Genomic DNA, 20,805 nt, shown 5'->3' on the forward strand with positions numbered 1-20,805 from the left:
TTATTCCGGCATAGCTCAGTTGGTAGAGCACCTGACTGTTAATCAGGTTGTCGACGGTTCGAGCCCGCCTGCCGGAGCTATGTCTGAGTGCTAACAACAATTGCCGTTAGCACTTTTAATTTATCGTCATTTTGCCGGCTTAGCTCAGCTGGTAGAGCATCGGTATCGTAAACCGAGGGTCACAGGTTCAAGTCCTGCAGCCGGCATAAATCTTTTATTCATTCTTAATGATGATTAAACCTTTGGCATAGCAATAATGGGTGAATAGAATCTAATGGTGTGCTTGAAGATGCACATACATACATGAAGACACAAGAATTTATTTCTTGTGTCTTTTTTTATATTGCAAGTTTTATGTTAAACTTGGATCAGTGTTACGTTTCATAACATAGGTTATTGACGCTTATATCAATAACGAATAGAATGGTGTCATATCAAGGAGATATGCGTATGAGTGAAAAAGTACTGAGGAAATCATTAGCGGTTCTGCCAATGGGAACGGTTATGAAGCTTACTTCCTTATCATCCAGACAAATAAGGTATTACGATGATCATGGTCTTGTTCATTCTAAACGAACATCAGGAAACCGACGTTTGTATTCATTAGATAATGTGGACCAAATTCTTGAGATTCACAACTATCTTATTGAAGGAATGACAATTGCTCAGGTTAAAAGAGTATTTGAGAAACAACGGCGTCGAAAACTTTTACATAGTGGTGATAAATCACTTAGTGATGAAGATGTCCGCGAATACTTGAAAGACGATATTTTAAAAGCTGGACGCTTGTATGATGATTCTGATTTAAAGCAACAGGGTAAGTATTTAAAATAAGGAGACTACTTATGGTACATGATTATACAAAAGACGACATTCGCCAAATGGTAAAAGATGAAGACGTCCGATTTATTCGACTAATGTTTACTGACTTGATGGGCAGCATCAAAAACGTTGAGGTACCCGTTAACCAACTAAACAAGGTTTTAGATGGTAAGATTATGTTTGATGGATCTTCAATTGATGGTTTCGTACGCATTGAGGAAAGTGATATGTACCTGATCCCTGATCTTTCAACGTGGATGGTCTTCCCATGGGGTGACGAACACGGTAAGGTTGCTCGTCTGACATGTAGTGTTCATACATCAGATGGCGAGGTGTTCGTTGGTGATCCAAGAAATAATTTAATGCGTGTTCTGGATGAAATGAAAGAAATGGGCTTTTCTAACTTTAACATTGGCCCAGAACCTGAATTCTTCTTGTTCAAAATGGACGATAAGGGTAATCCAACCACTGAATTGAATGATCATGGAAGTTACTTTGATTTGGCACCAATGGATTTGGCAGCCAATATTCGTCGTGATATGGTTCTTGAATTAGAAAATATGGGCTTTCGAGTTGAGGCTTCTCACCATGAAGTAGCATCTGGACAACATGAAATTGATTTTCAGTACGACAACGCCGTGGTTACGGCAGATCATATTCAAACCTTTAAGTTAGTTGTAAAAACAGTTGCTAGAAAGTACGGATTATACGCCACTTTCATGCCAAAGCCACTGAATGGTATCAATGGATCTGGGATGCACATCAACATGTCATTGTTTGATAAAGATGGTGACAACGTCTTTTATGATAAAGATGGTGACCTGGAATTATCACAAACGGCATACTACTTCTTAGGTGGACTTTTGAAGCACGCTAAAGCATTAACTGCTGTATGTAACCCAATCGTTAACTCCTACAAGCGACTAGTTCCTGGCTTTGAGGCACCGGTCTATGTGGCATGGTCGGCATCTAACCGTTCACCATTAGTTAGAGTTCCAGCTAGTCGTGGTCTTAGCACTCGCCTTGAACTTCGAAGTGTTGATCCTTCAGCTAACCCATACTTAGCAATTGCATCAATTCTTGAAGCTGGTTTAGATGGTATTAAAAACAAAATTGAACCAGGTGAACCAATTGACCGTAATATCTATCATATGGATGGCAAGGAACGAAAATTAGATCATATTGAAAACTTACCTTCCACCCTTCATAATGCGCTTAAAGCATATGAAGCTGATCCACTTATGAAGAAAGCCATGGGACCTCACATGTATCAAAATTACTTGGATGCAAAGAACATGGAATGGAATGCTTACAGACAAAACGTTTCTCAATGGGAACGCGACAGATACCTAGATATGCTATAAAAAAACACCAACAGAGCGTTGGTGTGATTAAGGAATTACTTTTTAAGCAGTTTAACAATTTCAGCTAGATATTGATCAGTAAGGCTCGGTTCTTGAGCCTTCTTTTCTTGCTTTTTTTGATTTTTATTAGTTAATTTGTTGATAAATTTGACCAATAAAAAGACGATGAAAGCAATCAGCAGGAAATTCATGACTGAGTTTAGAAATAAGCCATATTTTATCTTTGCTTTTCCAACGGTGATGGCAAGTGATGAAAGATCGATTTTTCCTAAGAACAGTCCAATAAACGGGTTAAAAATGTTATTAACCAATGAAGTCACGATCGAAGTGAAGGCAGACCCGATGATAATTCCGACGGCCATGTCAACCACATTCCCTCGTGATATAAATTCTTTAAATTCCTTGAACAATGTATTATCCACTTCCTTTTCCTTGATAATCACTATTCTAACAAACTTTTTGTCGAGATATGATTGTAAATGAAAATCAAGAATGGTATTATTTCTGATAATTGTTAAAAGATTGACAGGAGGAGATTTTATGAACGGACAAGGCGAGAAGAGTCTCGACCATGCGTTCTTTGGGCAACCAAAAGGGTTGCAAACACTGTTCTTCACTGAAATGTGGGAACGATTCAGTTATTATGGGATGCGTGCAATTCTTTTATACTACATGTATTTCTCAGTCGCCAAGGGTGGATTAGGATTTTCTCCAACCACTGCAGCTTCAGTTATGGCAATTTACGGTTCACTAGTATTTCTAACGTCGGTGTTAGGTGGTTATCTAAGTGATCGTGTCTGGGGTAGTCGAAAGACCGTTCTGTATGGTGGAATTTTAATTATGTTTGGGCACGTGGTACTGTCGTTACCATTTGGTGCCGGAGCGCTATTTATTTCCATTGTCTTAATCACCGTTGGTACTGGACTATTGAAGCCAAATGTTTCAGAAATGGTTGGTGCCTTATATGGTGAAAATGATCCAAGACGTGATACAGGATTTACCATTTTTGTTTTCGGTATTAATCTAGGATCTTTCATTGCTCCAATCTTAGTTGGGACCGTTGGAATGGACTTTAATTTCCATGCTGGTTTCTCACTTGCTGCGATCGGAATGTTCTTTGCTTTAATTTACTACTACTTCAGTGGTAAAAAGACTTTGAGTATCGATGGCTTATATCCAAGTGATCCCTTAGAACCAGATGATTTGAATCGTTTAGTTCTTGAAATTATTGGTGGCTTAGCTGTATTTGCCGTTATTATCGCGGGGATGTGGTACTTTAAAGTTTTGAGTATTGATAACTTTGTTTTGTTATTGAGTATTATCGCAATTTTAACCCCAATTATTTACTTCGTTGTTATTTTGAGAAGTAAGAAGGTTACTAAGACAGAACATTCACGGGTTCTTGCCTATATTCCATTATTTATCGCTGCTGCGGTATTCTGGGCCATTGAGGAACAAGGATCCGTTGTTTTGGCTTTGTTTGCTGAAAATCAAACTAACAATAACCTTGGATTTTTGCACATTAATGCTACTTGGTATCAGTCACTTAACCCATTGTTCATTATGCTGTACACACCACTGTTCGCATTCTTATGGACATATCTGGCTAAAAGAAAAGAAGAGCCCAGCTCCCCAGTTAAGTTTACGTGGGGAATGTTTTTCGCTGGATTTTCGTACTTATTTATGATGATTCCAATTTTCCTATTTGGTTCATCAGCTAAAGTTAGCCCACTATGGCTAATTGGTAGTTGGGCCATTGTTGAAATTGCCGAAATGTTGATTTCACCAATTGGGCTTTCCGTTACCACCAAACTTGCTCCGAAAGCATTTGAATCACAGATGATGAGCATGTGGTTCTTAGCGGATGCTGCTGGTCAGGCGGTTAACTCACAAATCGTTAAGTTCTACACTCCGGGACACGAAATCGCGTACTTTGGAATCGTTGGACTTGTAGCCATCTTGTTTGGAATTGTCTTATTATTGATGATCAAACCAGTTAAAAAACTGATGGATGGAGTAAATTAAAATCACTATAATGAAAGGCGCTGTAAAGTTAGCGCCTTTTATTTTTTGAAAAAAAGTATTGACTAACATCATGATCCCGTGTAATATAATAAACGTTGATTCGTTACTACGAATTACTCATTTATTATGGAGGGGTAGCGAAGTCTGGCTAAACGCGGCGGACTGTAAATCCGCTCCTTCGGGTTCGGTGGTTCGAATCCACTCCCCTCCATTGATTCTTGGGCTATAGCCAAGTGGTAAGGCAACAGGTTTTGATCCTGTGATGCGCTGGTTCGAACCCAGCTAGCCCAATACTAATTATTGGTGTAAAATCGACTAACAAATGTTAGTCGATTTTTTTATGCCAAGGTAGGAGTAATTATGACAGTACCTGTTTATATTAAAATTCATGATGATATTAAGAGTAAGATCGAAGACGGAAGCTGGAAAGTGGGAACTCGGATTCCATCTGAAAGAAAACTATCCGAACAGTACGGAGTAAGTCGGATGACGTTCAGGCAAGCTGTTCAAGCGCTCGTTGAGGATGGAATATTAAAACGGATTGCCGGCTCAGGAACGTACGTTACTAACCAAAAGGTTCAAGAAAAGATGTCCGGAGTAACCAGCTTTACTAACATTATGCTGGCTCAAGGAAAAAAGCCATCCACCAAAACCTTGTCATATAAGATTGTTGAGCCCACCTTTAAGGAAGCCTCCGTCTTGGGGCTGAGTCAGGATGATCGGGTTTTGCGGATGAATCGGATTCGCTATGGAGACGACATTCCGATTTGTTATGAAGTGGCAGCTGTTAATGCATCGATGGTCGAAGGGTTAAGTGAAGAAGACGTTTCTAGCTCCCTGTATCGTTCTTTAGAGGACAAGAAGGGACTTCGTCCAAGAAGCGCGAAGCAATTTATTTCGGCGATTTTAGCGACTGATCGGATTGCTGATTTACTGGATATTGAGGTTAAGGCACCCATTCTTAAGCTAAAACAGATATCGTATCTTCAAAATCAGCAACCATTTGAGTTTGTTCAGGCTCAGTACGCTGCTGAGCGATTTGAGTTTTACCTAAATAAATAAAAAAGAGCCCTACTAACGAGGGCTCGTAAAGTTGGATGAGATCACTTCTCATCCTTTTTTTGTTTTCTAACTAAATTTAAAAATTCAGGAATGGCTAGCATTCGTTTAAAACGGGTGGGTTCTTTAAAAAGGCGATAGAGCCATTCGATGTGATGATTAATCCAGAACTTAGGAGCTCTCTTGACGTGTCCAGCTAAAACGTCAAAGCTGCCTCCAACCCCAATCCACAGCCCGTTATTTTTGGCTCGATATTTTGCTATGAATTCTTCTTGGCTAGGGAAACCGGTCGCAACAAAAATCATGTCAATGTCGTTGTTTTCAATGTTGTTAATGATGGGAGTATCGTTTTTAAAATAACCGTCCTGCATCCCCACAATTTTTAAATGTGGATAGTTAACGGTTAAGACTTTTCGTAAATCAAATACGACATCGGGTTTGGCTCCCAGAAAATAAGCTGACTTGTTATTTTGGTTTCCCCAAGCTAATAGTGTTTTAAAAATGTCATAGCCGGTAATTCGTTCTGGCATCGAGTCATTTAACATTTTGGCGCCCTTGATAATACCAATCCCATCCGGAACGACGTAAGTAGCCGTTTTTAAAATTTTTTGGTAGTGAGGGTGACGATTAGCATAAACGACGATTTCTGGATTTGCGGTTACCACGAACGTGTTTTGGTGGCCGTCTATTTGGGATTCAATTACTTGCATAAATTCGGTGAAAGTCGTGTTAACAAAGGGGATGGAAGCGATGTCGGTGGTCGGAAATTTGTGCGTCATTTGTTAGCCTTCTTTTTGGTTATTATGTGATATAATGTGCAACGAGTAACAACAATAGTTTAGCCTGAAAGGGCTAGAGGAGATTAAAGATGTCAACATTACAAAGTCCTGATAATTTAACTTTACACACTGACTATTATGAAATCAATATGATGGCAACTTATTTTGAAAAACATATGCAAAATCGTCATGCTGTATTTGAAGTTTTTTTTAGAGACATGCCCTTTGGAAATGGATATGCCGTCTTTGCAGGATTAAAACACATTATTGAATATATCAACAACCTTAACTTCACTGATGAGGACATTAAGTATTTAAAGTCAATTAGCGATTATTCCGATGAATTTTTAGATTATCTTCGTAACTTTAAGTTTACTGGGACAATTCGTTCTGCTGTTGAGGGTGATTTAGTTTATAACAACGAGCCCATTGTTCAAGTTGAAGGAACGATTGCGGAATGTCAATTAGTTGAGACCGCTATTTTGAACATGGTGAACTATCAGACTTTAATCGCTACTAAAGCGGCCCGAATTCGAATGGTGGCTGGAAATAATCCTTTAATGGAGTTTGGTAGTCGTCGAGCCCAAGAGGTTGATGCAGCACTGTGGGGAACCAGAGCGGCATACATTGGTGGGTTTAACGCGACTTCCAATGTGTTAGCCGGTAAGGAATTTGGCATTCCTGTCAGCGGAACGATGGCGCACTCTTTGATTGAATCATTTGGAAATGACTATGATGCATTTATGGCATACGCCCAAACTCATAAGAACTGTACTTTTCTGTTGGACACCTTTGATACCATTAAAAGTGGGGTCCCAAATGCAATTCGAGTTGCAAAAGAAATGGGCAACAAGATTAACTTTCAAGGTGTCAGAATTGATTCCGGTGATATGGCGTACTTATCAAAAAGAGTTAGGGAAATGCTGGATGAAGCTGGCTTTAAGGATGTTCAAATTGTGGCTTCCAACGACCTTGATGAATACACCATTAGTAGTTTGAAGATGCAAAATGCCAAAATCGACTCTTGGGGAGTTGGGACCAAGCTAATTACGGCTTTTGACCAACCCGCACTTGGTGCGGTTTACAAGTTGGTCTCGGTTGAAGATGAACAGGGTCACATGGTCGATACCATTAAACTTTCCAATAACGCCGAAAAGGTTTCAACTCCGGGTAAGAAGCAAGTTTGGCGGATTACTGAAAAAGACGACGGTAAGTCTGAGGGAGATTACATCACACTTGATGGTGAAGATCCACGTGAACAGTCTTCCGTGTACATGTTCCATCCGCATTTCACTTACATTAACAAGACTATTACCAATTTTAATGCTCAACCGCTCTTACAGGATATCTTTAAAGATGGAAAGCAGGTATATCAAATGCCGACGTTAGAGGCTACTAAACAGCATGCGACCGATTCTTTGAAAGCACTCTGGCCAGAGTACAAGCGTCAGTTAAATCCACAAGATTACCCAGTTGATCTTTCTAAGAAATTATGGGACCACAAGATGAGTTTGATTAATGAAATTCATAATGGGGTTGAGCAAAAATTAGAGTAGGTGAATAGTAATGGATGAGAAACAAAAACGACTGCAAAAACAGATTATTAATGCTTTAAGGGTTCAGCCAAAGATCGATCCTGAAACAGAAATTAGACGTAGTGTTGATTTTATTAAGGATTACGTTAAAAAGAATTCGTTCATTAAATCAGTAGTACTGGGAATTTCTGGTGGTCAAGATTCCACTTTGACGGGAAAATTGGCATCGATGGCAATGAATGAATTAAGGGAAGAAACGGGTGATACTGAATATCAGTTTATTGCGGTTCGCCTTCCTTATGGTGAACAAGCTGATGAATCGGATGCTATGGAAGCCATTGATTTTATGGATGCTGATCGGGTTGAACGCGTCAATATCAAGGGTTCAGTCGATTCGATGGTAAAAGCAGTTGAAGCTAACGGTGATGCTGTCTCTGATTTTAATAAGGGCAACGTTAAAGCTCGGACGCGGATGATCGCACAGTTCACCATTGCTGGTGCCAATCAAGGGATTGTACTTGGCACTGATCATGCCGCCGAGGCGGTGACTGGTTTTTACACTAAATTTGGTGACGGTGCCTCTGATATTGTTCCAATTTGGCGACTGGATAAACGACAAGGTCGTGCGCTTCTTAAGTACCTTGATGCACCTAAAAAACTTTATGAGAAAACCCCAACGGCGGATCTTGAAGATGATCGTCCAGCTCTTCCGGATGAAAAGGCACTTGGGGTTAGTTATAAAAATATTGATGACTTTTTGGAAGGCCAGGACATCAGTTCAAGTGCGGCTAATGTGATTGAAAATTGGTATTTGAAAACTCAACATAAGCGACACCTTCCCATTAATGTTTATGATACGTTTTGGAAATAAATTTGATTACAATAACTCCGTTAATTATTTAATGGAGTTTTTATTTGAAAGATTATGGTGAAAAAATGGAAAAAACTTTAATTGATCAAACTGCAAAAGCGTTACCACACATTTCGAAACGACAAATTCAACAAACCTTAGAAATGCTTGAGGATGGTAATACCGTTCCATTTATTGCACGATACCGCAAAGACAGAACCGGTAATTTGGATGAGGTTTCCATTCGGGAACTTGAGGATACTTACCAGCGTTTAGCCAAGCTGAGCCACCGAAAGGAAGAAGTGGTAAAAAAGATTGACGAAGAAGGCCAATTAACCAAGCAGTTAAAACAAGACATCTTAAATGCTGACAGTATTCAGATTGTGGAAGACTTGTATTTGCCATATAAGCAAAAACGAAAAACAAAGGCGATGGTTGCAAGGGAACAGGGATTAGAGCCACTTGCAACTGCAATTTTAAAGTTTCAAAATGAGCCATTAAAACAACTGGCAAAGTCCTTTATAGATGATGATCACGACGTTAGTTCCGTTAATGACGCTTTAGATGGAGCCCGTGAAATCATTACGGATGCCATTGGAAACAACGCTAAGTTTCGGGAATGGATTCGAAACTATACCTTAAAAAACGCTATGCTGGCGGCAAAGGTTAAACCTAAAGGAAAGGTCAATGATGAAGGTGGCGTTTATGGTGATTACTACGATTTTAGTGAGCGAGCCAAAACGGTTCCGAGTTATCGGGTTTTAGCCATTAATCGTGGTGAAAAAGCAAAGGTATTGACCGTGAAACTAGATGTTGATGTTAATGCCATTATGCATTACATTGATTTTCATGTGGTTAGTAATCATAATGGTCCCGCAGTTGACTTTGTTAAAGACGCTTCAAAAGATGCTTATAAGCGCTTCATCGGTCCTGCCATCGAACGTGAAATTCGTTCCACTATGACTGAAGCCGCAGAAAATCATGCCATTGAAGTGTTTGGAAGAAATCTGTATCACCTGTTAATGCAGGCGCCAATCAAGGGTAAGGTGGTTCTTGGTTTTGACCCAGCGTACCGAACGGGATGCAAACTAGCGGTCATTGATGCAAACGGTAAATTCTTGGCAAAGGAAATTATTAAAGCCACTAAACCAGCAACGGAATCACAACAAGCGCGTGCTAAAGAACAGTTGATTGACCTGATTAAGAAGTATCACGTTCAAATGATTGCGATTGGTAACGGAACCGCGTCACGCGAATCGGAACAATTTGTAGCTGATGCAATTAAATCCATTGATTATCCGGTTCACTACGTAATTGTTAGTGAAGCTGGAGCATCGGTATATTCTGCTAGTAACAATGCGCGAAAAGAGTTTCCTAACCTTCACGTTGAGGAACGTTCAGCCATTAGTATTGGAAGACGACTACAGGATCCACTTTCTGAGTTGATTAAGATTGACCCCAAAGCGGTTGGGGTTGGTCAGTACCAGCATGATGTCTCTGAAAGTAACCTTGATGCCCAGTTGGATCGGGTGATTGAGACCGCCGTTAACCAAGTCGGGGTCAACTTGAACACCGCTAGTCCAAATCTACTTGAACACATCTCGGGATTAACTAAATCCACTTCACAAAATATTGTTGAATATCGAGATGAAAACGGTGCTTTTTCTAACCGTAATCAATTAAAAAAAGTTAAACGATTAGGACCAAAGGCTTTTGAACAATCAGTTGGATTTTTACGTATCATTAATGGCAAGAATCCATTGGACAATACTGATATTCACCCAGAAAGTTATCGGCAAGCTAAACAAATCTTGTCAGCATTGAGACTTACAATTGATAATTTTAGTTCTGATGAAGGTCGAAAAAAACTTGAAAAAGCAAATGAAGTTGATTTATCACAATCACTATCAATTGATCAGCAGTTGGTCAAAGATATTTTAGCTAGTTTGAAAAATCCCGGACGTGACCAACGTGATACGATGGCGAAGCCGTTGCTTAAATCGGATGTCATGAAGATTGAAAATTTGAAATCGGGAATGAAATTACAGGGAACCGTTCGCAATGTTACGGATTTTGGTGCGTTTGTCGACATTGGGGTAAAACAGGATGGTCTCGTTCATATTTCAAAAATGAGTGATCGGTTTATATCGGATCCAGCAAAGCTTGTTTCTGTTGGTGACATTGTCGATGTGTGGGTGTTAAGTGTTGATTTAGATCGAAAACGAATTAAACTTTCCATGGTTGGTCCAGAATAGGAGCGAACTTATTTGCATGACGATGAATTACAGAAACTGGTCGAACAAATTTCATTGGAGTCATTTGGGAAACCATTTAAGCACCGCGCATATTTTAATGGTCGATTGAAAACCACGGGTGGTCGGTACCACCTTAAAGATCATGATATTGATATTAATCAAACGATGGCGAAGGGGATCTCTAGAGAAGAACTTGTGGGAATCATTAAACACGAACTCGTTCATTATCATCTTCATTTAGCAGGGTATTCCGCTAATCATCGTTCAAAAGAATTTAAGCAGTTATTAAGAGCTGTGGGTGGTAGTCGTTATGCTCCAATTTTAAAAGCACAATCAGCTTATTATTACCTTTATGAGTGTACTAAGTGTGGCCAATTATATCGGCGAAAGCGACGGGTTAATATCTCACGTTTTGTATGTAGTAAGTGTCGTGGTAAGCTAAAACTAGTTAAGAAGGAGTGAAGTATCATGGAAAAAATTATTGTTAGGGTCCCAGCAACTTCTGGTAATGTTGGTAATGGCTATAATTCGGTTGGGCTCGCTCTTCACATGTATTACACGGTGATCGTTGAAGAAGAAACTGAGAAGTGGCGGGTCAATCATGCGTTTGGCGATTCAGTTCCTCACGATGATAAAAATTTGGTGGTTCAAACGATTTTAAAGGTTAACCCTAAAATCATGCCCCATCAACTAACGGTAATGTCAGATGTTCCACTGGAAAAAGGACTTGGATCTAGTACCACAGCGATTGCTGCGGGAATTAAAATTGCTAACAAGCTTGAAAATATGAATTTATCAGTTAATGACCAAATTAATATTGGGAGTCGAATGGAGGGACATCCCGACAACATTGCATCAGCCATTCTGGGAGACATAACAATCTCTCACTATGAGGATGGAAAGACGGACGTTGTCAAAGCTCATATGCCCGATGAGATGCAAGCCTTGGTTTTCATTCGAAATGAGAAAATTACCCAACAGAGGGGAATGGAACGTTTCCCAAAGGAAATTACGTTTGGTCAAGAGGTACAGACTAGTAGCGCTTCGAACGTTTTTGTCGCTGCATTAATGCAAAATGATTGGAATAAAGCGGCCCGAATGATTGAAGCTGATAGTCTGGTTCGCACTGGACAGGGTAATGATTTTAAAGACTTCAAAGTAATTAAACAGACTGCTCATGAACTAGGAATCTACGGAACTTACATTAGTGGAGTGGGTTCATCGATTATCACGCTAGGAGATTATGACCAACTCACCAAGTTACAACAGAATATTGAAAGTAACGATCAATTGGATGGAGTATGTAAGTTAGTTGACCTTGATAGGGATGGTGCCACGATTCGTGGTGAAGAATAATTAAAAAATTCATTGCGCTATCTCGTTAAATTTGCTATGATGTTTATTGTAGCAATGCGGCCATGGCGGAATTGGCAGACGCGCAAGATTAAGGATCTTGTCGGGATTTATCCCGGTGGAAGTTCGAGTCTTCTTGGCCGCATCATTTAATTCAAGAACACCATATCATTTTAAGATATGGTGTTCTTTTTAATTCTAAGTCTCTTTTGTTGACATTAAGTTGTGCACGATTAATCTAAGAAGTGAACGATTAATTAACAAGGATGGTGTGATAATTATGTCAGATAAATTAACAACCGAAGCTGGTCAACCGTGGGCTAACAACGAACATTCTCAAACAGCTGGTGTTCGTGGTCCTGTTTTGATGCAGGATTATCAATTACTAGAAAAGTTAGCTCATTTTAATCGTGAGAGGATTCCAGAGCGAGTCGTTCATGCTAAAGGTGCTGGTGCCAAGGGCGTTTTTAAACTTACACATGACATGAGTAAGTACACTAAAGCTGATTTATTCAATGGTGTGGGCAAAGAAACCCCAATGACCATTAGAATCTCGCAGGTTGCGGGTGAAGCTGGTTATCCTGACACCGTTCGTGATGTTCGTGGATTTGCGTTGAAATTCTACACGCAAGAAGGCAATTACGACATTGTTGGTAATAATACTCCGGTGTTCTTTGTTAACGATCCACTTAAGTTTCCTGACTTTATTCATTCCCAGAAGCGTGATCCTAAGACTCATTTACGTTCACAAGAGATGCAGTGGGATTTCTGGTCTCATTCACCAGAATCAGTTCACCAGGTCACCTACCTGATGGGTGATCGTGGTAATCCGGCTAGTTATCGAACAATGAATGGTTATGGAAGTCACACGTATAAGTGGGTTAATAAAGAAGGGACTCCATTTTGGGTTAAGTATCACTTCATTAGTCAACAAGGGGTTAAGAACATGACTAATGAACAAGCTTCAAAAGCAGCAACTGAAGATACCGATTATTTAATTCATGATTTATACGATGCAATTGAACAAAAGAACTATCCAACATGGAAAGTTTATGTTCAGATTATCCCTTATCAAGCAGGAATTGATTACAAACCAGATATTTTTGATGTAACTAAGGTGGTTTCTCATAAGGATTACCCACTACAAGAAGTTGGGGAATTTACCTTAAACCAAAATCCAACTAACTATTTTGACGATGTGGAAGAATTAGCTTTCTCACCCGCTAACCTAGTCCCTGGGATTGAAGCAAGTCCTGATAAGTTACTTCAAGGACGGTTGTTTGCGTATAAGGACGCTGAAAGATATCGTTTAGGCGCTAATTATGAACAATTAAAGGTCAACCGTCCATTAGACAAGGTTGAAAATTACGAACGTGATGGTCAAATGGCACAAGGACAAGACGGATCGGTCAACTATGAACCAAACGGTAAGGGTGGTCCAGTTGAAGATTTGAGTGCTTCAATCAGTCCCGATAAAGTGGAAGGTGAAACCGGAGCTTTTAAACCATATGACACTGACTACTATAGTGCCGCCGGAAAGTTGTATCATGTAATGAAACCGGAGGAACGTGATCGCCTGATTAATACGATCAAAGAAACGCTTGGTTCCGTTGATAATCATGAGATCCAAATCCTAGAAACCAGACAATTTTATAAGGCTGACCCAGAGTATGGGACTCGAGTAACAAAGGCTCTTGGTCTTGATTTAAATGAAATTAGATAAAAGATCCCATAAATAAAAATAGACTTGCAAGATAGGTTATTAGCCCTATTCTTACAAGTCTATTTTAATATGCTGGAGTCATTGAGTTTGGATCGGTACTCCCTGATGAATCATTGGTAGCAGTATTGTTGTTGGATGGATCACCATTACTAGGGGAATTGGTTTCTTGTTGTTTAGGTGTTAAACCCTTAGCTTGCGGTAAATTCAGGGTGGTTCGAATATGGTTTGAGACGTTCATCAATTCGTCTGGTTGGGCGACTTGATAACTGATTCCGTTAATTATTGCTTCATTCCCCTGAAGGGTCTCAGACTTGATGTGATGAGTGGCTGGACCATACTTAGATCTAATGGCAATCATGTCATCAAAGGATAAATCGGTTTTGAGGTTTCCATTTAATGATTCAAGAATTTGTTGGTACCTGGGAATGGAAGAAATTCCCATTCCTTTCATCACTAATTTTTCTAAGACTTGTCGTTGTCGCTGTTGGCGACCGTAGTCACCTTTCGGATCATCATCCCTCATTCGGGAATAATCAAGGGCCTGATCACCATCTAGATGGGTCATTTTGCCCTTAACTACATTGGCATTCCCATACTTAAACGTCAATGGTGGCTTCACTTCGACACCCCCAACGGAATCAACCATCTGTTTTAAGCCACCCATGTTAACGATCGCAAAGTAGTCGATGGGAACGTTTAAGAGATGCTGGACAGTTGAAATGGCAGTCTTTGGACCACCGATGGTGTAAGCAGCGTTGATTTTTTCGTATGGCTGTGAGTCACCGTCGACCACGACTTTGGTATCGCGGGGGATACTGGTTAAGTAAGTGGTCTGCTTTTGCGGGTTAACGGTAGCGACGATAATGGTGTCGGTGCGGCCAACGTCGTGTCTACCAAGGGCGCCCGTGTCGGTTCCCATTAGTAAGATTGAAAACGGTTTTCGTTTCTTTAGAAGATTTGAGACGTTTCTTGATTTTCCAATTCCATCGTCTTGAAACGTTCCTCCAAAGGAATGACGAGCCTGGGTGTAAGCACGGAAACCAAAAGCAAGGGCAATGATGACAATCAATAAGATGATACCCATAAAAGTCCAGGCAACTGGATGGTGCGGCTCGTTATCATAGTCAACGGCTGGCTCTGACTTTGGTTCGGAAAAATGTGGATTACCAGCTCGCCGGCTATATTCGCGATTGTCGTCATTATTATTATCGTATTTTGACATTATTATTCCCCGCTTATTTATTAATACTGCCCCAAATTATATAGCAGTTATGGCAGCTAACGCTAGTTATTTCTCAACTTTTTAGTAGATTTTAATATAACCGTATTATTCTTATTGGGGCAATTTCTAGTGGTGTAAAATCGTGTGGTACAATAACTTAAGTAAAACTTACAAGAATAGGATGATCAAATGGGTATTTTTTTTAAGAGTATATCAGGGATATTAATTGTACTGATCATGATCGTGCTCGGTTTTGTTTTGGCTAAACGGCACTGGTTTAATGATGATTCAACTAACTTAATTGTTAAACTGGTTATTGACGTAGCCTTGCCGTGTTACATGATCTATACGATTGGTCGCGATTTTACGACCGACACGTTACTTTCAACGTTGCCAGACTTAAGATTTCCGGTCGTTAGTATGTTAATCATGTTTGGGATTTCGGTGGCAATTGCGCGGGTGATTCGAATTAAAAAGTATCATCGGGGGGTGTTTGAATCGATGTTTTTAAATTCAAACACCGTCTTTGTCGGATTGCCGGTTAATATGGCTCTGTTTGGGGCCAAAAGTTTACCGTACGTGTTAGTTTACTACATGGCTAATACGACCTTTTTTTGGACCATTGGTGTTTACTTAATCCAACGTGATGGGGACGCTAATTCCAAGTTTGACTGGAAAAAGACCGTTAGTAAAATTTTGTCACCACCACTGCTGGGATTTATCTTTGGGGTGATTTTGGTTTTACTGCGAATTAAAATTCCTGATTTTTTAATGAGTGATTTTCAATATATTGGTGGGTTAACCATCCCACTTTCAATGATGTTCATTGGAATTTCGATGGCAAATATCAACTTTAACAAATTTGACTTTAGTGCCTCTAATTGGGGAATTTTACTGGGTCGATTCATTATTTCACCAATTTTAATGGCACTGTTGGTTATTCCAACCGGGATGCCAGTTTTGATGAAACAGGTCTTCATTATGCAGGCTGCCATGCCGGTTATGACTAACGCACCGGTGGTAGCCAGAAAGTATGGTGCGGACGCAGATTATGCTTCACTGATGGTCGCTGAAACCACGATCATCAGTTTAGTTGTTTTGCCCATTTTAATGGTGATTGTGCAACAAATCCATTAAGACGAGTCAATTGAAAAATAGACAAGTAAAGAATGGGAGTAGTAGCTTAAAGTGAAAAAATCAGTGATTTATGTGTTAATTTCGACGTTAATGTTTAGTTCAATGGAGATTGCCCTAAAGGTGGCAGGAAGTGAGTTTAATCCAATTCAATTGAATTTACTTCGTTTCTTCATTGGTGGAATTGTTTTATTGCCGTTCGCTTTCTATGAATTACATAAACGACGACGCAAAATCAACTTAAAGGATTGGAAGACGTTTGCGTTTACCGGTTTTGCGTGCGTGGTAATTAGTATGACCCTGTACCAGTTAGCGATTGTGTACGATAAGCCAGCTATTGTGGCCGTCCTGTTTAGTTGTAATCCGGTCTTTGCCGTAATCTTTGCGTACTTCATTTTGCATGAACGAATTGGACGGGCCAACTTAATCTCATTAATCATTTCGGTCATTGGCTTAATTGTGATTGTTAATCCATTTAACTTAACTAATCCAGTTGGAATTATTTTGTCACTCTTATCGGCTGTTACTTTTGGCTTTTACAGTATTTTGTCGCAGTATTGCTCGGTCAAAAGAGAATTAGATGGAGTTACCATCACTTGTTTCACTTTTATTGCTGGTTCTTTGGAGTTATTTGTTTTATCATTGATTACCAATATCCCGTTTGTTTCAAGTGGGATGAAATCGGTGGGATGGTTGAGTCAACTTGCATCCATTCCGATCTTAAGGGACGTTAATTTACAAAATTTCTGGATTTTATTCTTTATCGGAGTCTGTGTAACCGGCGGCGGTTTTGCGTTTTATTTTTTAGCGATGCAAGAATCAGGGGTCTCAATTGCGTCCCTAGTATTCTTTATTAAGCCAGGTTTGGCTCCAGTCTTAGCAATGATTTTTGTGGGCGAAAAGATTAATCTGCCTACCATTATAGGAATTGTGATTATCCTGATTGGTTCGGTGGTTACGTTTGTAGGTGAGCGTTATAAAGAGACCGATTCAACCATGTTAGACGATCAGACGATTGAAGAAGGTAAATAAATTTAGTTTATTGAGGCGGTTGTATGAGTAAGTTAGTAATTATGAGACATGGCGAAAGTGTCGCAAATCACACTAATACCTTTACTGGATGGAGTGATGTTCCACTGACTAAGAAGGGCGTAGAAGAGGCAATTAAGGCCGGCAAACGCTTAAGTCAGACCGGGATTCAGTTCGGTGATGTTCATACATCAGTCTTAAAACGGGCGATTGTCACCGCTGACATTGTTTTGGACGTGATCAATCAGGATTTTATTCCTGAACATAAGACGTGGCGCTTAAATGAGCGACACTATGGTGCTCTTAGGGGTCAAAATAAAGAGGAAGTTAGAAAGCGGGTCGGAGACGAACAGTTTATGAAGTGGCGCAGGAGTTTTTACGCTGTTCCCCCTAAATTAGATCAGGTGTCCCCGATTCGAAAATATCGGCGCTTAGGTGTAATTGAGCCACCAGCTGAAAGCCTTAAAATGGCTTATGACCGGATGATTCCGTACTGGCAGGATTCGATTGCCCCCAAATTGCTGGATGGTAAAAATCAACTGATAGTTGCTCACGGAAGCACACTGCGAGCTTTAATTAAATATTTAGAAAATATCAGTGATAAAGGAATTGATGGCGTGGAAGTTAAAAACGGGAAGCCGATCATTTATACCTTTGACCCAGATTTAGATATTTTAGATAAGACCTACCTTAAATAACAAAAGGACGAAAACTTAATCAAAGTTTTCGTCCTTTTGTTATTTAGATTTTGATGATAGTTGCGTAGTTATTTTTGGGTCGGTTAAATCATTAGCGAGCTTCAATTGTTTCCGGTCCGTCGGGATGTTCTACGATAATGGTATTTACGATGTTCAAGAACAGCCCATGTTCCACAATTCCTGTCATACTATCAAGTTTTTTGCCCAGTTGAACGGGAGTCGTGATTTCAGGTAAGCCTAAGTCAATAATGTAGTCACCAGAATCGGTCGTTAATTTCCCTCCATTCGTGCTTTGACGAAATTTCGGATGAAGTCCCATCCGATTGAGACGACGATATAGTTGGCCACTACCATAAGGGATTACTTCGAGCGGAAGTGGAAAATTGAGTTTTTTAACCATCTTACTTTCGTCAACAATCCACATGTTACGATCAGAATTAATGGCAACGATTTTTTCCATCAGGTGAGCGGCTCCACCGCCTTTAATTCCCTGAAAATTTTTGTCAATTTGGTCGGCCCCATCAATGGTTAAATCAATGTGGTCGACTTCGTCAACATCCTTAGTAGTGATGCCTAAGCTTTCCGCGTGACGCTTAGTTTTACTGGAAGTGGGCACACCGATAATATCTAGATGTTCATTTTTGATGCGCTCTCCCAGTGCGTCTACCATGTACTTGATGGTGGTACCAGATCCAAGACCCAGTACCATCCCATCCTTAACGTGCTTAACAGCTTCTTTTCCAACGTGTTTCTTTAATTCTCGCTGATCTGCTGAATTCATTTGATTGTTCCCCTTCAAATTAAGTCGTTACTTTTAGTAACTTGACCACTATTATTAATTTTCAATGGTCTTTATGATTTTGTCAAGCAATGTCAAAATTTAAGAAATACTGGTAAAATAATAGTAGGAATTTTTGAGAATAAAGAGGTATTAGAAGATGCAAAGAGGCTTTGAGATTGTTTCAAAATATCAGAAGGACGGCTTGACTTTGCCAAAACGAGCAACTGAAAAGGCTGCCGGATATGACTTTGCCAGTGCCGTTGACATGGTTATTCCGTCAATCTGGAAAACTGGTTTAATTCGGTCATTTGGTATCATTAAGGCTAGAAGAAAGTTAGATCAACAAGATATCATGGATTCAGAGAATGCTTTAAAGCCCTTTTTGGTTCCAACGGGAATTAAGGCTTACATGCAGCCAAATGAAGTGTTGATAATCGCGAATCGCTCAAGTAATCCTTTGAAACGAAACTTAGTAATTCCGAATGGGATCGGTGTTATTGACGCTGATTATTACAATAATGAAAGTAATGAGGGTGAAATTTTTGTCCAGATTCTAAACTTTGGAATCGTCGGCCGTAAGATTAAAAAAGGTGATCGAATTGGACAAGGAATCTTTATGCCTTATTTACTTGCGGATCAAGATGAGGGACCAAAGCTGACTCGAAATGGGGGATTTGGTTCTTCTGGCAAATAGTTAGGAAATGATTTAATGGCTAAAGCAAAAACGCAATATGTTTGTTCCAACTGTGGATATATATCACCACGATATCTAGGTCGTTGTCCTAACTGTGGTGAATGGAACACGATGGTTGAACAAACGGTCCAAAAAAATGATACCAAAAAGGCGAACGTGAGTCGGGTTTCACTGAGCGGGACTAAGTCGCGACCCCAGCTAATTAGACAAGTTAGCGCTGAAAGTGCTCCGAGGATTCAGGTTGATTCAAATGAACTGAATCGGGTGCTTGGCGGAGGCGTTGTCCCTGGTTCAATGGTTCTAATTGGTGGTGATCCGGGGATTGGTAAGTCAACGTTACTTCTCCAAGTCTCCGGTCAATTAGCAGCCTCAGGACAAAAGGTACTGTACGTCTCAGGAGAAGAGAGTGCCGATCAAATTAAGATGAGAGCGGATCGCCTCAATGTTTCTGAAAAAGGAAACTTATACCTTTATCCAGAAACGGATATGACTTCAATCAGGAAGGCAATTGAAGAAGTGAAGCCGGACACCGTTATCATTGACTCCGTTCAAACCATGCAAGAAGATGAGATCCCGTCTGCGATTGGGTCCGTTACGCAGGTCCGAGGCGTTACCTCGGATTTAATGAACATCGCAAAAACCAATGGTATCACCATTTTCTTGGTGGGACACGTTACTAAGGGTGGTACGCTTGCCGGCCCAAAGACTTTAGAGCACATGGTTGACACCGTTCTTTATTTTGAGGGGGACAAACATCATTCTTATCGGTTACTACGGGCCGTTAAAAACCGATTTGGATCTACGAATGAGCTCGGAATTTTTCAAATGGATGAAGATGGGCTAAAAGAAGTCAAGAATCCATCTGAGATTTTTTTAGAGGAGCGTTTGAAGAACGCTACCGGATCAGCAATTGTGGTAGCAATGGAAGGAACTCGTCCGATTCTGGTTGAACTTCAAGCCTTAATTGTTCCCTCGGTTTTTGGGAATGCGCAAAGAACTGCGTCTGGACTGGATCGAAATCGTGTTTCACTGATTATGGCGGTTCTTGAGAAACGGGCTGGATTGATGTTACAAAACCAGGATGCTTATTTAAAAGCTGCTGGTGGGGTCAAACTTAATGAACCAGCCATTGATTTGGCAATGGCAATTAGCATTGCGTCAAGTTATGAGAATATTGGAACCGATCCAAAAGAGTGTTACATTGGTGAACTTGGTTTGACTGGTGAGATTAGAAGGGTCAATCGAATTGAGCAACGCGTTATTGAGGCCCAGAAACTAGGCTTTAAGCGCGTATTGGTTCCTAAATATAATCTAAAGGGATGGACTCCACCTAAAAATATTCAGGTCATAGGAGTTTCAACCATTACCGAAGCTCTCAAAACAGCATTAAAAAAGTAAAATATTTTCATTTCAATTGGTCTAGTTCATAATGAACTGAAGGGTTAATTATGATGTTAATATTGAACAATTATTAGGAGGTTG

General features: G+C 40.0%; 19 protein-coding genes and 5 tRNA genes. 20 read left to right on the forward strand and 4 right to left on the reverse strand.

Translation table 11 applies throughout. The features are described 5' to 3' along the window. Positions 1-4 precede the first annotated feature (4 nt). The 4 genes from AC6UDE_RS04840 (at position 5) to glnA (ending at position 2,186) form a co-directional block, all read left to right on the forward strand. Positions 5-77 (forward strand) — tRNA-Asn (locus AC6UDE_RS04840). Positions 78-133: 56 nt separating this feature from the next. Next, positions 134-206: transfer RNA gene (locus AC6UDE_RS04845), tRNA-Thr, on the forward strand. Between the two features lie 244 nt (positions 207-450). Then, on the forward strand, positions 451-834 hold the full coding sequence (locus tag AC6UDE_RS04850; RefSeq protein ID WP_500694500.1) for a MerR family transcriptional regulator: 384 nt from the start codon (positions 451-453) through the stop codon (positions 832-834). A gap of 11 nt (positions 835-845) precedes the next feature. Then, complete coding sequence (gene glnA / locus AC6UDE_RS04855; protein WP_500694499.1) at positions 846-2,186, forward strand: type I glutamate--ammonia ligase; 1,341 nt, start codon at positions 846-848, stop codon at positions 2,184-2,186. 35 nt (positions 2,187-2,221) lie between these two features. Here the strand turns inward: glnA and mscL are convergent, their stop codons facing one another. Then, a complete protein-coding gene (mscL, locus tag AC6UDE_RS04860) occupies positions 2,222-2,596 on the reverse strand; it encodes a large-conductance mechanosensitive channel protein MscL (RefSeq protein ID WP_500696900.1) in 375 nt (124 codons plus the stop codon). A gap of 130 nt (positions 2,597-2,726) precedes the next feature. Here mscL and AC6UDE_RS04865 point away from each other — a divergent pair, with 130 nt between their 5' ends. The 4 genes from AC6UDE_RS04865 (at position 2,727) to AC6UDE_RS04880 (ending at position 5,273) form a co-directional block, all read left to right on the forward strand. Then, entirely contained in the window at positions 2,727-4,211 is a 1,485-nt protein-coding gene (locus AC6UDE_RS04865) for a peptide MFS transporter (RefSeq protein ID WP_500694497.1), read from the forward strand. Positions 4,212-4,339: 128 nt separating this feature from the next. Next, a tRNA-Tyr gene (locus AC6UDE_RS04870) sits at positions 4,340-4,422 on the forward strand. A gap of 8 nt (positions 4,423-4,430) precedes the next feature. Then, positions 4,431-4,502: transfer RNA gene (locus tag AC6UDE_RS04875), tRNA-Gln, on the forward strand. Between the two features lie 69 nt (positions 4,503-4,571). Then, a complete protein-coding gene (locus AC6UDE_RS04880) occupies positions 4,572-5,273 on the forward strand; it encodes a GntR family transcriptional regulator (protein ID WP_500694496.1) in 702 nt (233 codons plus the stop codon). A 41-nt stretch (positions 5,274-5,314) separates the two neighbouring features. On the opposite strand, the gene AC6UDE_RS04885 is transcribed toward AC6UDE_RS04880, so the two are convergent. After that, complete coding sequence (locus AC6UDE_RS04885) at positions 5,315-6,049, reverse strand: WecB/TagA/CpsF family glycosyltransferase (RefSeq protein ID WP_500696784.1); 735 nt, start codon at positions 6,047-6,049, stop codon at positions 5,315-5,317. Positions 6,050-6,138: 89 nt separating this feature from the next. Between AC6UDE_RS04885 and AC6UDE_RS04890 the strand changes: the two genes are divergently transcribed. From AC6UDE_RS04890 to AC6UDE_RS04920, 7 genes are all read left to right on the forward strand, one after another. Continuing rightward, positions 6,139-7,605, forward strand: a complete 1,467-nt coding sequence (locus AC6UDE_RS04890) for a nicotinate phosphoribosyltransferase (protein WP_500696785.1) — start codon at positions 6,139-6,141, stop codon at positions 7,603-7,605. A 10-nt stretch (positions 7,606-7,615) separates the two neighbouring features. Continuing rightward, positions 7,616-8,455 carry an NAD(+) synthase gene (nadE, locus tag AC6UDE_RS04895; RefSeq protein ID WP_500696786.1) on the forward strand — a complete coding sequence of 280 codons (840 nt, stop codon included), beginning with the start codon at positions 7,616-7,618 and terminating at the stop codon, positions 8,453-8,455. A gap of 65 nt (positions 8,456-8,520) precedes the next feature. After that, on the forward strand, positions 8,521-10,689 hold the full coding sequence (locus tag AC6UDE_RS04900; protein ID WP_500696901.1) for a Tex family protein: 2,169 nt from the start codon (positions 8,521-8,523) through the stop codon (positions 10,687-10,689). Positions 10,690-10,701: 12 nt separating this feature from the next. Next, complete coding sequence (locus tag AC6UDE_RS04905) at positions 10,702-11,151, forward strand: SprT family protein (RefSeq protein WP_500694492.1); 450 nt, start codon at positions 10,702-10,704, stop codon at positions 11,149-11,151. Positions 11,152-11,157: 6 nt separating this feature from the next. Further along, positions 11,158-12,045 carry a homoserine kinase gene (thrB, locus tag AC6UDE_RS04910; RefSeq protein WP_500696787.1) on the forward strand — a complete coding sequence of 296 codons (888 nt, stop codon included), beginning with the start codon at positions 11,158-11,160 and terminating at the stop codon, positions 12,043-12,045. A 56-nt stretch (positions 12,046-12,101) separates the two neighbouring features. Beyond that, positions 12,102-12,187 (forward strand) — tRNA-Leu (locus AC6UDE_RS04915). Positions 12,188-12,322: 135 nt separating this feature from the next. Beyond that, positions 12,323-13,765, forward strand: a complete 1,443-nt coding sequence (locus AC6UDE_RS04920) for a catalase (RefSeq protein WP_500696788.1) — start codon at positions 12,323-12,325, stop codon at positions 13,763-13,765. Positions 13,766-13,829: 64 nt separating this feature from the next. Here the strand turns inward: AC6UDE_RS04920 and AC6UDE_RS04925 are convergent, their stop codons facing one another. Then, positions 13,830-14,987: an LCP family protein gene (locus AC6UDE_RS04925; protein WP_500696789.1), complete on the reverse strand. Its 1,158-nt coding sequence runs from the start codon at positions 14,985-14,987 to the stop codon at positions 13,830-13,832. Positions 14,988-15,176: 189 nt separating this feature from the next. Here AC6UDE_RS04925 and AC6UDE_RS04930 point away from each other — a divergent pair, with 189 nt between their 5' ends. The 3 genes from AC6UDE_RS04930 to AC6UDE_RS04940 are packed head-to-tail and all read left to right on the forward strand — an operon-like array spanning position 15,177 to position 17,848. Continuing rightward, positions 15,177-16,124: an AEC family transporter gene (locus tag AC6UDE_RS04930; RefSeq protein WP_500696790.1), complete on the forward strand. Its 948-nt coding sequence runs from the start codon at positions 15,177-15,179 to the stop codon at positions 16,122-16,124. Between the two features lie 51 nt (positions 16,125-16,175). Beyond that, positions 16,176-17,153, forward strand: coding sequence for a DMT family transporter (locus tag AC6UDE_RS04935; RefSeq protein WP_500696791.1), 978 nt, complete (start codon positions 16,176-16,178; stop codon positions 17,151-17,153). 23 nt (positions 17,154-17,176) lie between these two features. Next, positions 17,177-17,848 carry a 2,3-bisphosphoglycerate-dependent phosphoglycerate mutase gene (locus AC6UDE_RS04940; RefSeq protein ID WP_500696792.1) on the forward strand — a complete coding sequence of 224 codons (672 nt, stop codon included), beginning with the start codon at positions 17,177-17,179 and terminating at the stop codon, positions 17,846-17,848. 91 nt (positions 17,849-17,939) lie between these two features. On the opposite strand, the gene rpiA is transcribed toward AC6UDE_RS04940, so the two are convergent. After that, complete coding sequence (rpiA, locus tag AC6UDE_RS04945; protein WP_500696793.1) at positions 17,940-18,629, reverse strand: ribose-5-phosphate isomerase RpiA; 690 nt, start codon at positions 18,627-18,629, stop codon at positions 17,940-17,942. Between the two features lie 157 nt (positions 18,630-18,786). On the opposite strand from rpiA, the gene AC6UDE_RS04950 reads away from it, so the two are divergent. Together AC6UDE_RS04950 and radA are read left to right on the forward strand one after the other, a co-directional pair. Then, entirely contained in the window at positions 18,787-19,323 is a 537-nt protein-coding gene (locus AC6UDE_RS04950; protein WP_500696794.1) for a dCTP deaminase/dUTPase family protein, read from the forward strand. A gap of 15 nt (positions 19,324-19,338) precedes the next feature. Next, entirely contained in the window at positions 19,339-20,721 is a 1,383-nt protein-coding gene (radA, locus tag AC6UDE_RS04955; RefSeq protein ID WP_500696795.1) for a DNA repair protein RadA, read from the forward strand. Positions 20,722-20,805: the final 84 nt, after the last annotated feature.

Source organism: Fructilactobacillus sp. X2R5C3, assembly GCF_059901325.1.

Excerpts from the sequence above, each read along its gene's own strand:
- AC6UDE_RS04925 (WP_500696789.1), bottom strand. The coding sequence starts at position 14,987 with ATGTCAAAATACGATAATAATAATGACGACAATCGCGAATATAGCCGG.
- thrB (WP_500696787.1), top strand. The coding sequence starts at position 11,158 with ATGGAAAAAATTATTGTTAGGGTCCCAGCAACTTCTGGTAATGTTGGT.
- nadE (WP_500696786.1), top strand. The coding sequence starts at position 7,616 with ATGGATGAGAAACAAAAACGACTGCAAAAACAGATTATTAATGCTTTA.
- glnA (WP_500694499.1), top strand. The coding sequence starts at position 846 with ATGGTACATGATTATACAAAAGACGACATTCGCCAAATGGTAAAAGAT.
- rpiA (WP_500696793.1), bottom strand. The coding sequence starts at position 18,629 with ATGAATTCAGCAGATCAGCGAGAATTAAAGAAACACGTTGGAAAAGAA.
- AC6UDE_RS04865 (WP_500694497.1), top strand. The coding sequence starts at position 2,727 with ATGAACGGACAAGGCGAGAAGAGTCTCGACCATGCGTTCTTTGGGCAA.
- AC6UDE_RS04900 (WP_500696901.1), top strand. The coding sequence starts at position 8,521 with ATGGAAAAAACTTTAATTGATCAAACTGCAAAAGCGTTACCACACATT.
- AC6UDE_RS04940 (WP_500696792.1), top strand. The coding sequence starts at position 17,177 with ATGAGTAAGTTAGTAATTATGAGACATGGCGAAAGTGTCGCAAATCAC.
- AC6UDE_RS04880 (WP_500694496.1), top strand. The coding sequence starts at position 4,572 with ATGACAGTACCTGTTTATATTAAAATTCATGATGATATTAAGAGTAAG.
- AC6UDE_RS04850 (WP_500694500.1), top strand. The coding sequence starts at position 451 with ATGAGTGAAAAAGTACTGAGGAAATCATTAGCGGTTCTGCCAATGGGA.
- AC6UDE_RS04950 (WP_500696794.1), top strand. The coding sequence starts at position 18,787 with ATGCAAAGAGGCTTTGAGATTGTTTCAAAATATCAGAAGGACGGCTTG.
- AC6UDE_RS04890 (WP_500696785.1), top strand. The coding sequence starts at position 6,139 with ATGTCAACATTACAAAGTCCTGATAATTTAACTTTACACACTGACTAT.
- AC6UDE_RS04885 (WP_500696784.1), bottom strand. The coding sequence starts at position 6,049 with ATGACGCACAAATTTCCGACCACCGACATCGCTTCCATCCCCTTTGTT.
- AC6UDE_RS04930 (WP_500696790.1), top strand. The coding sequence starts at position 15,177 with ATGGGTATTTTTTTTAAGAGTATATCAGGGATATTAATTGTACTGATC.
- AC6UDE_RS04920 (WP_500696788.1), top strand. The coding sequence starts at position 12,323 with ATGTCAGATAAATTAACAACCGAAGCTGGTCAACCGTGGGCTAACAAC.
- radA (WP_500696795.1), top strand. The coding sequence starts at position 19,339 with ATGGCTAAAGCAAAAACGCAATATGTTTGTTCCAACTGTGGATATATA.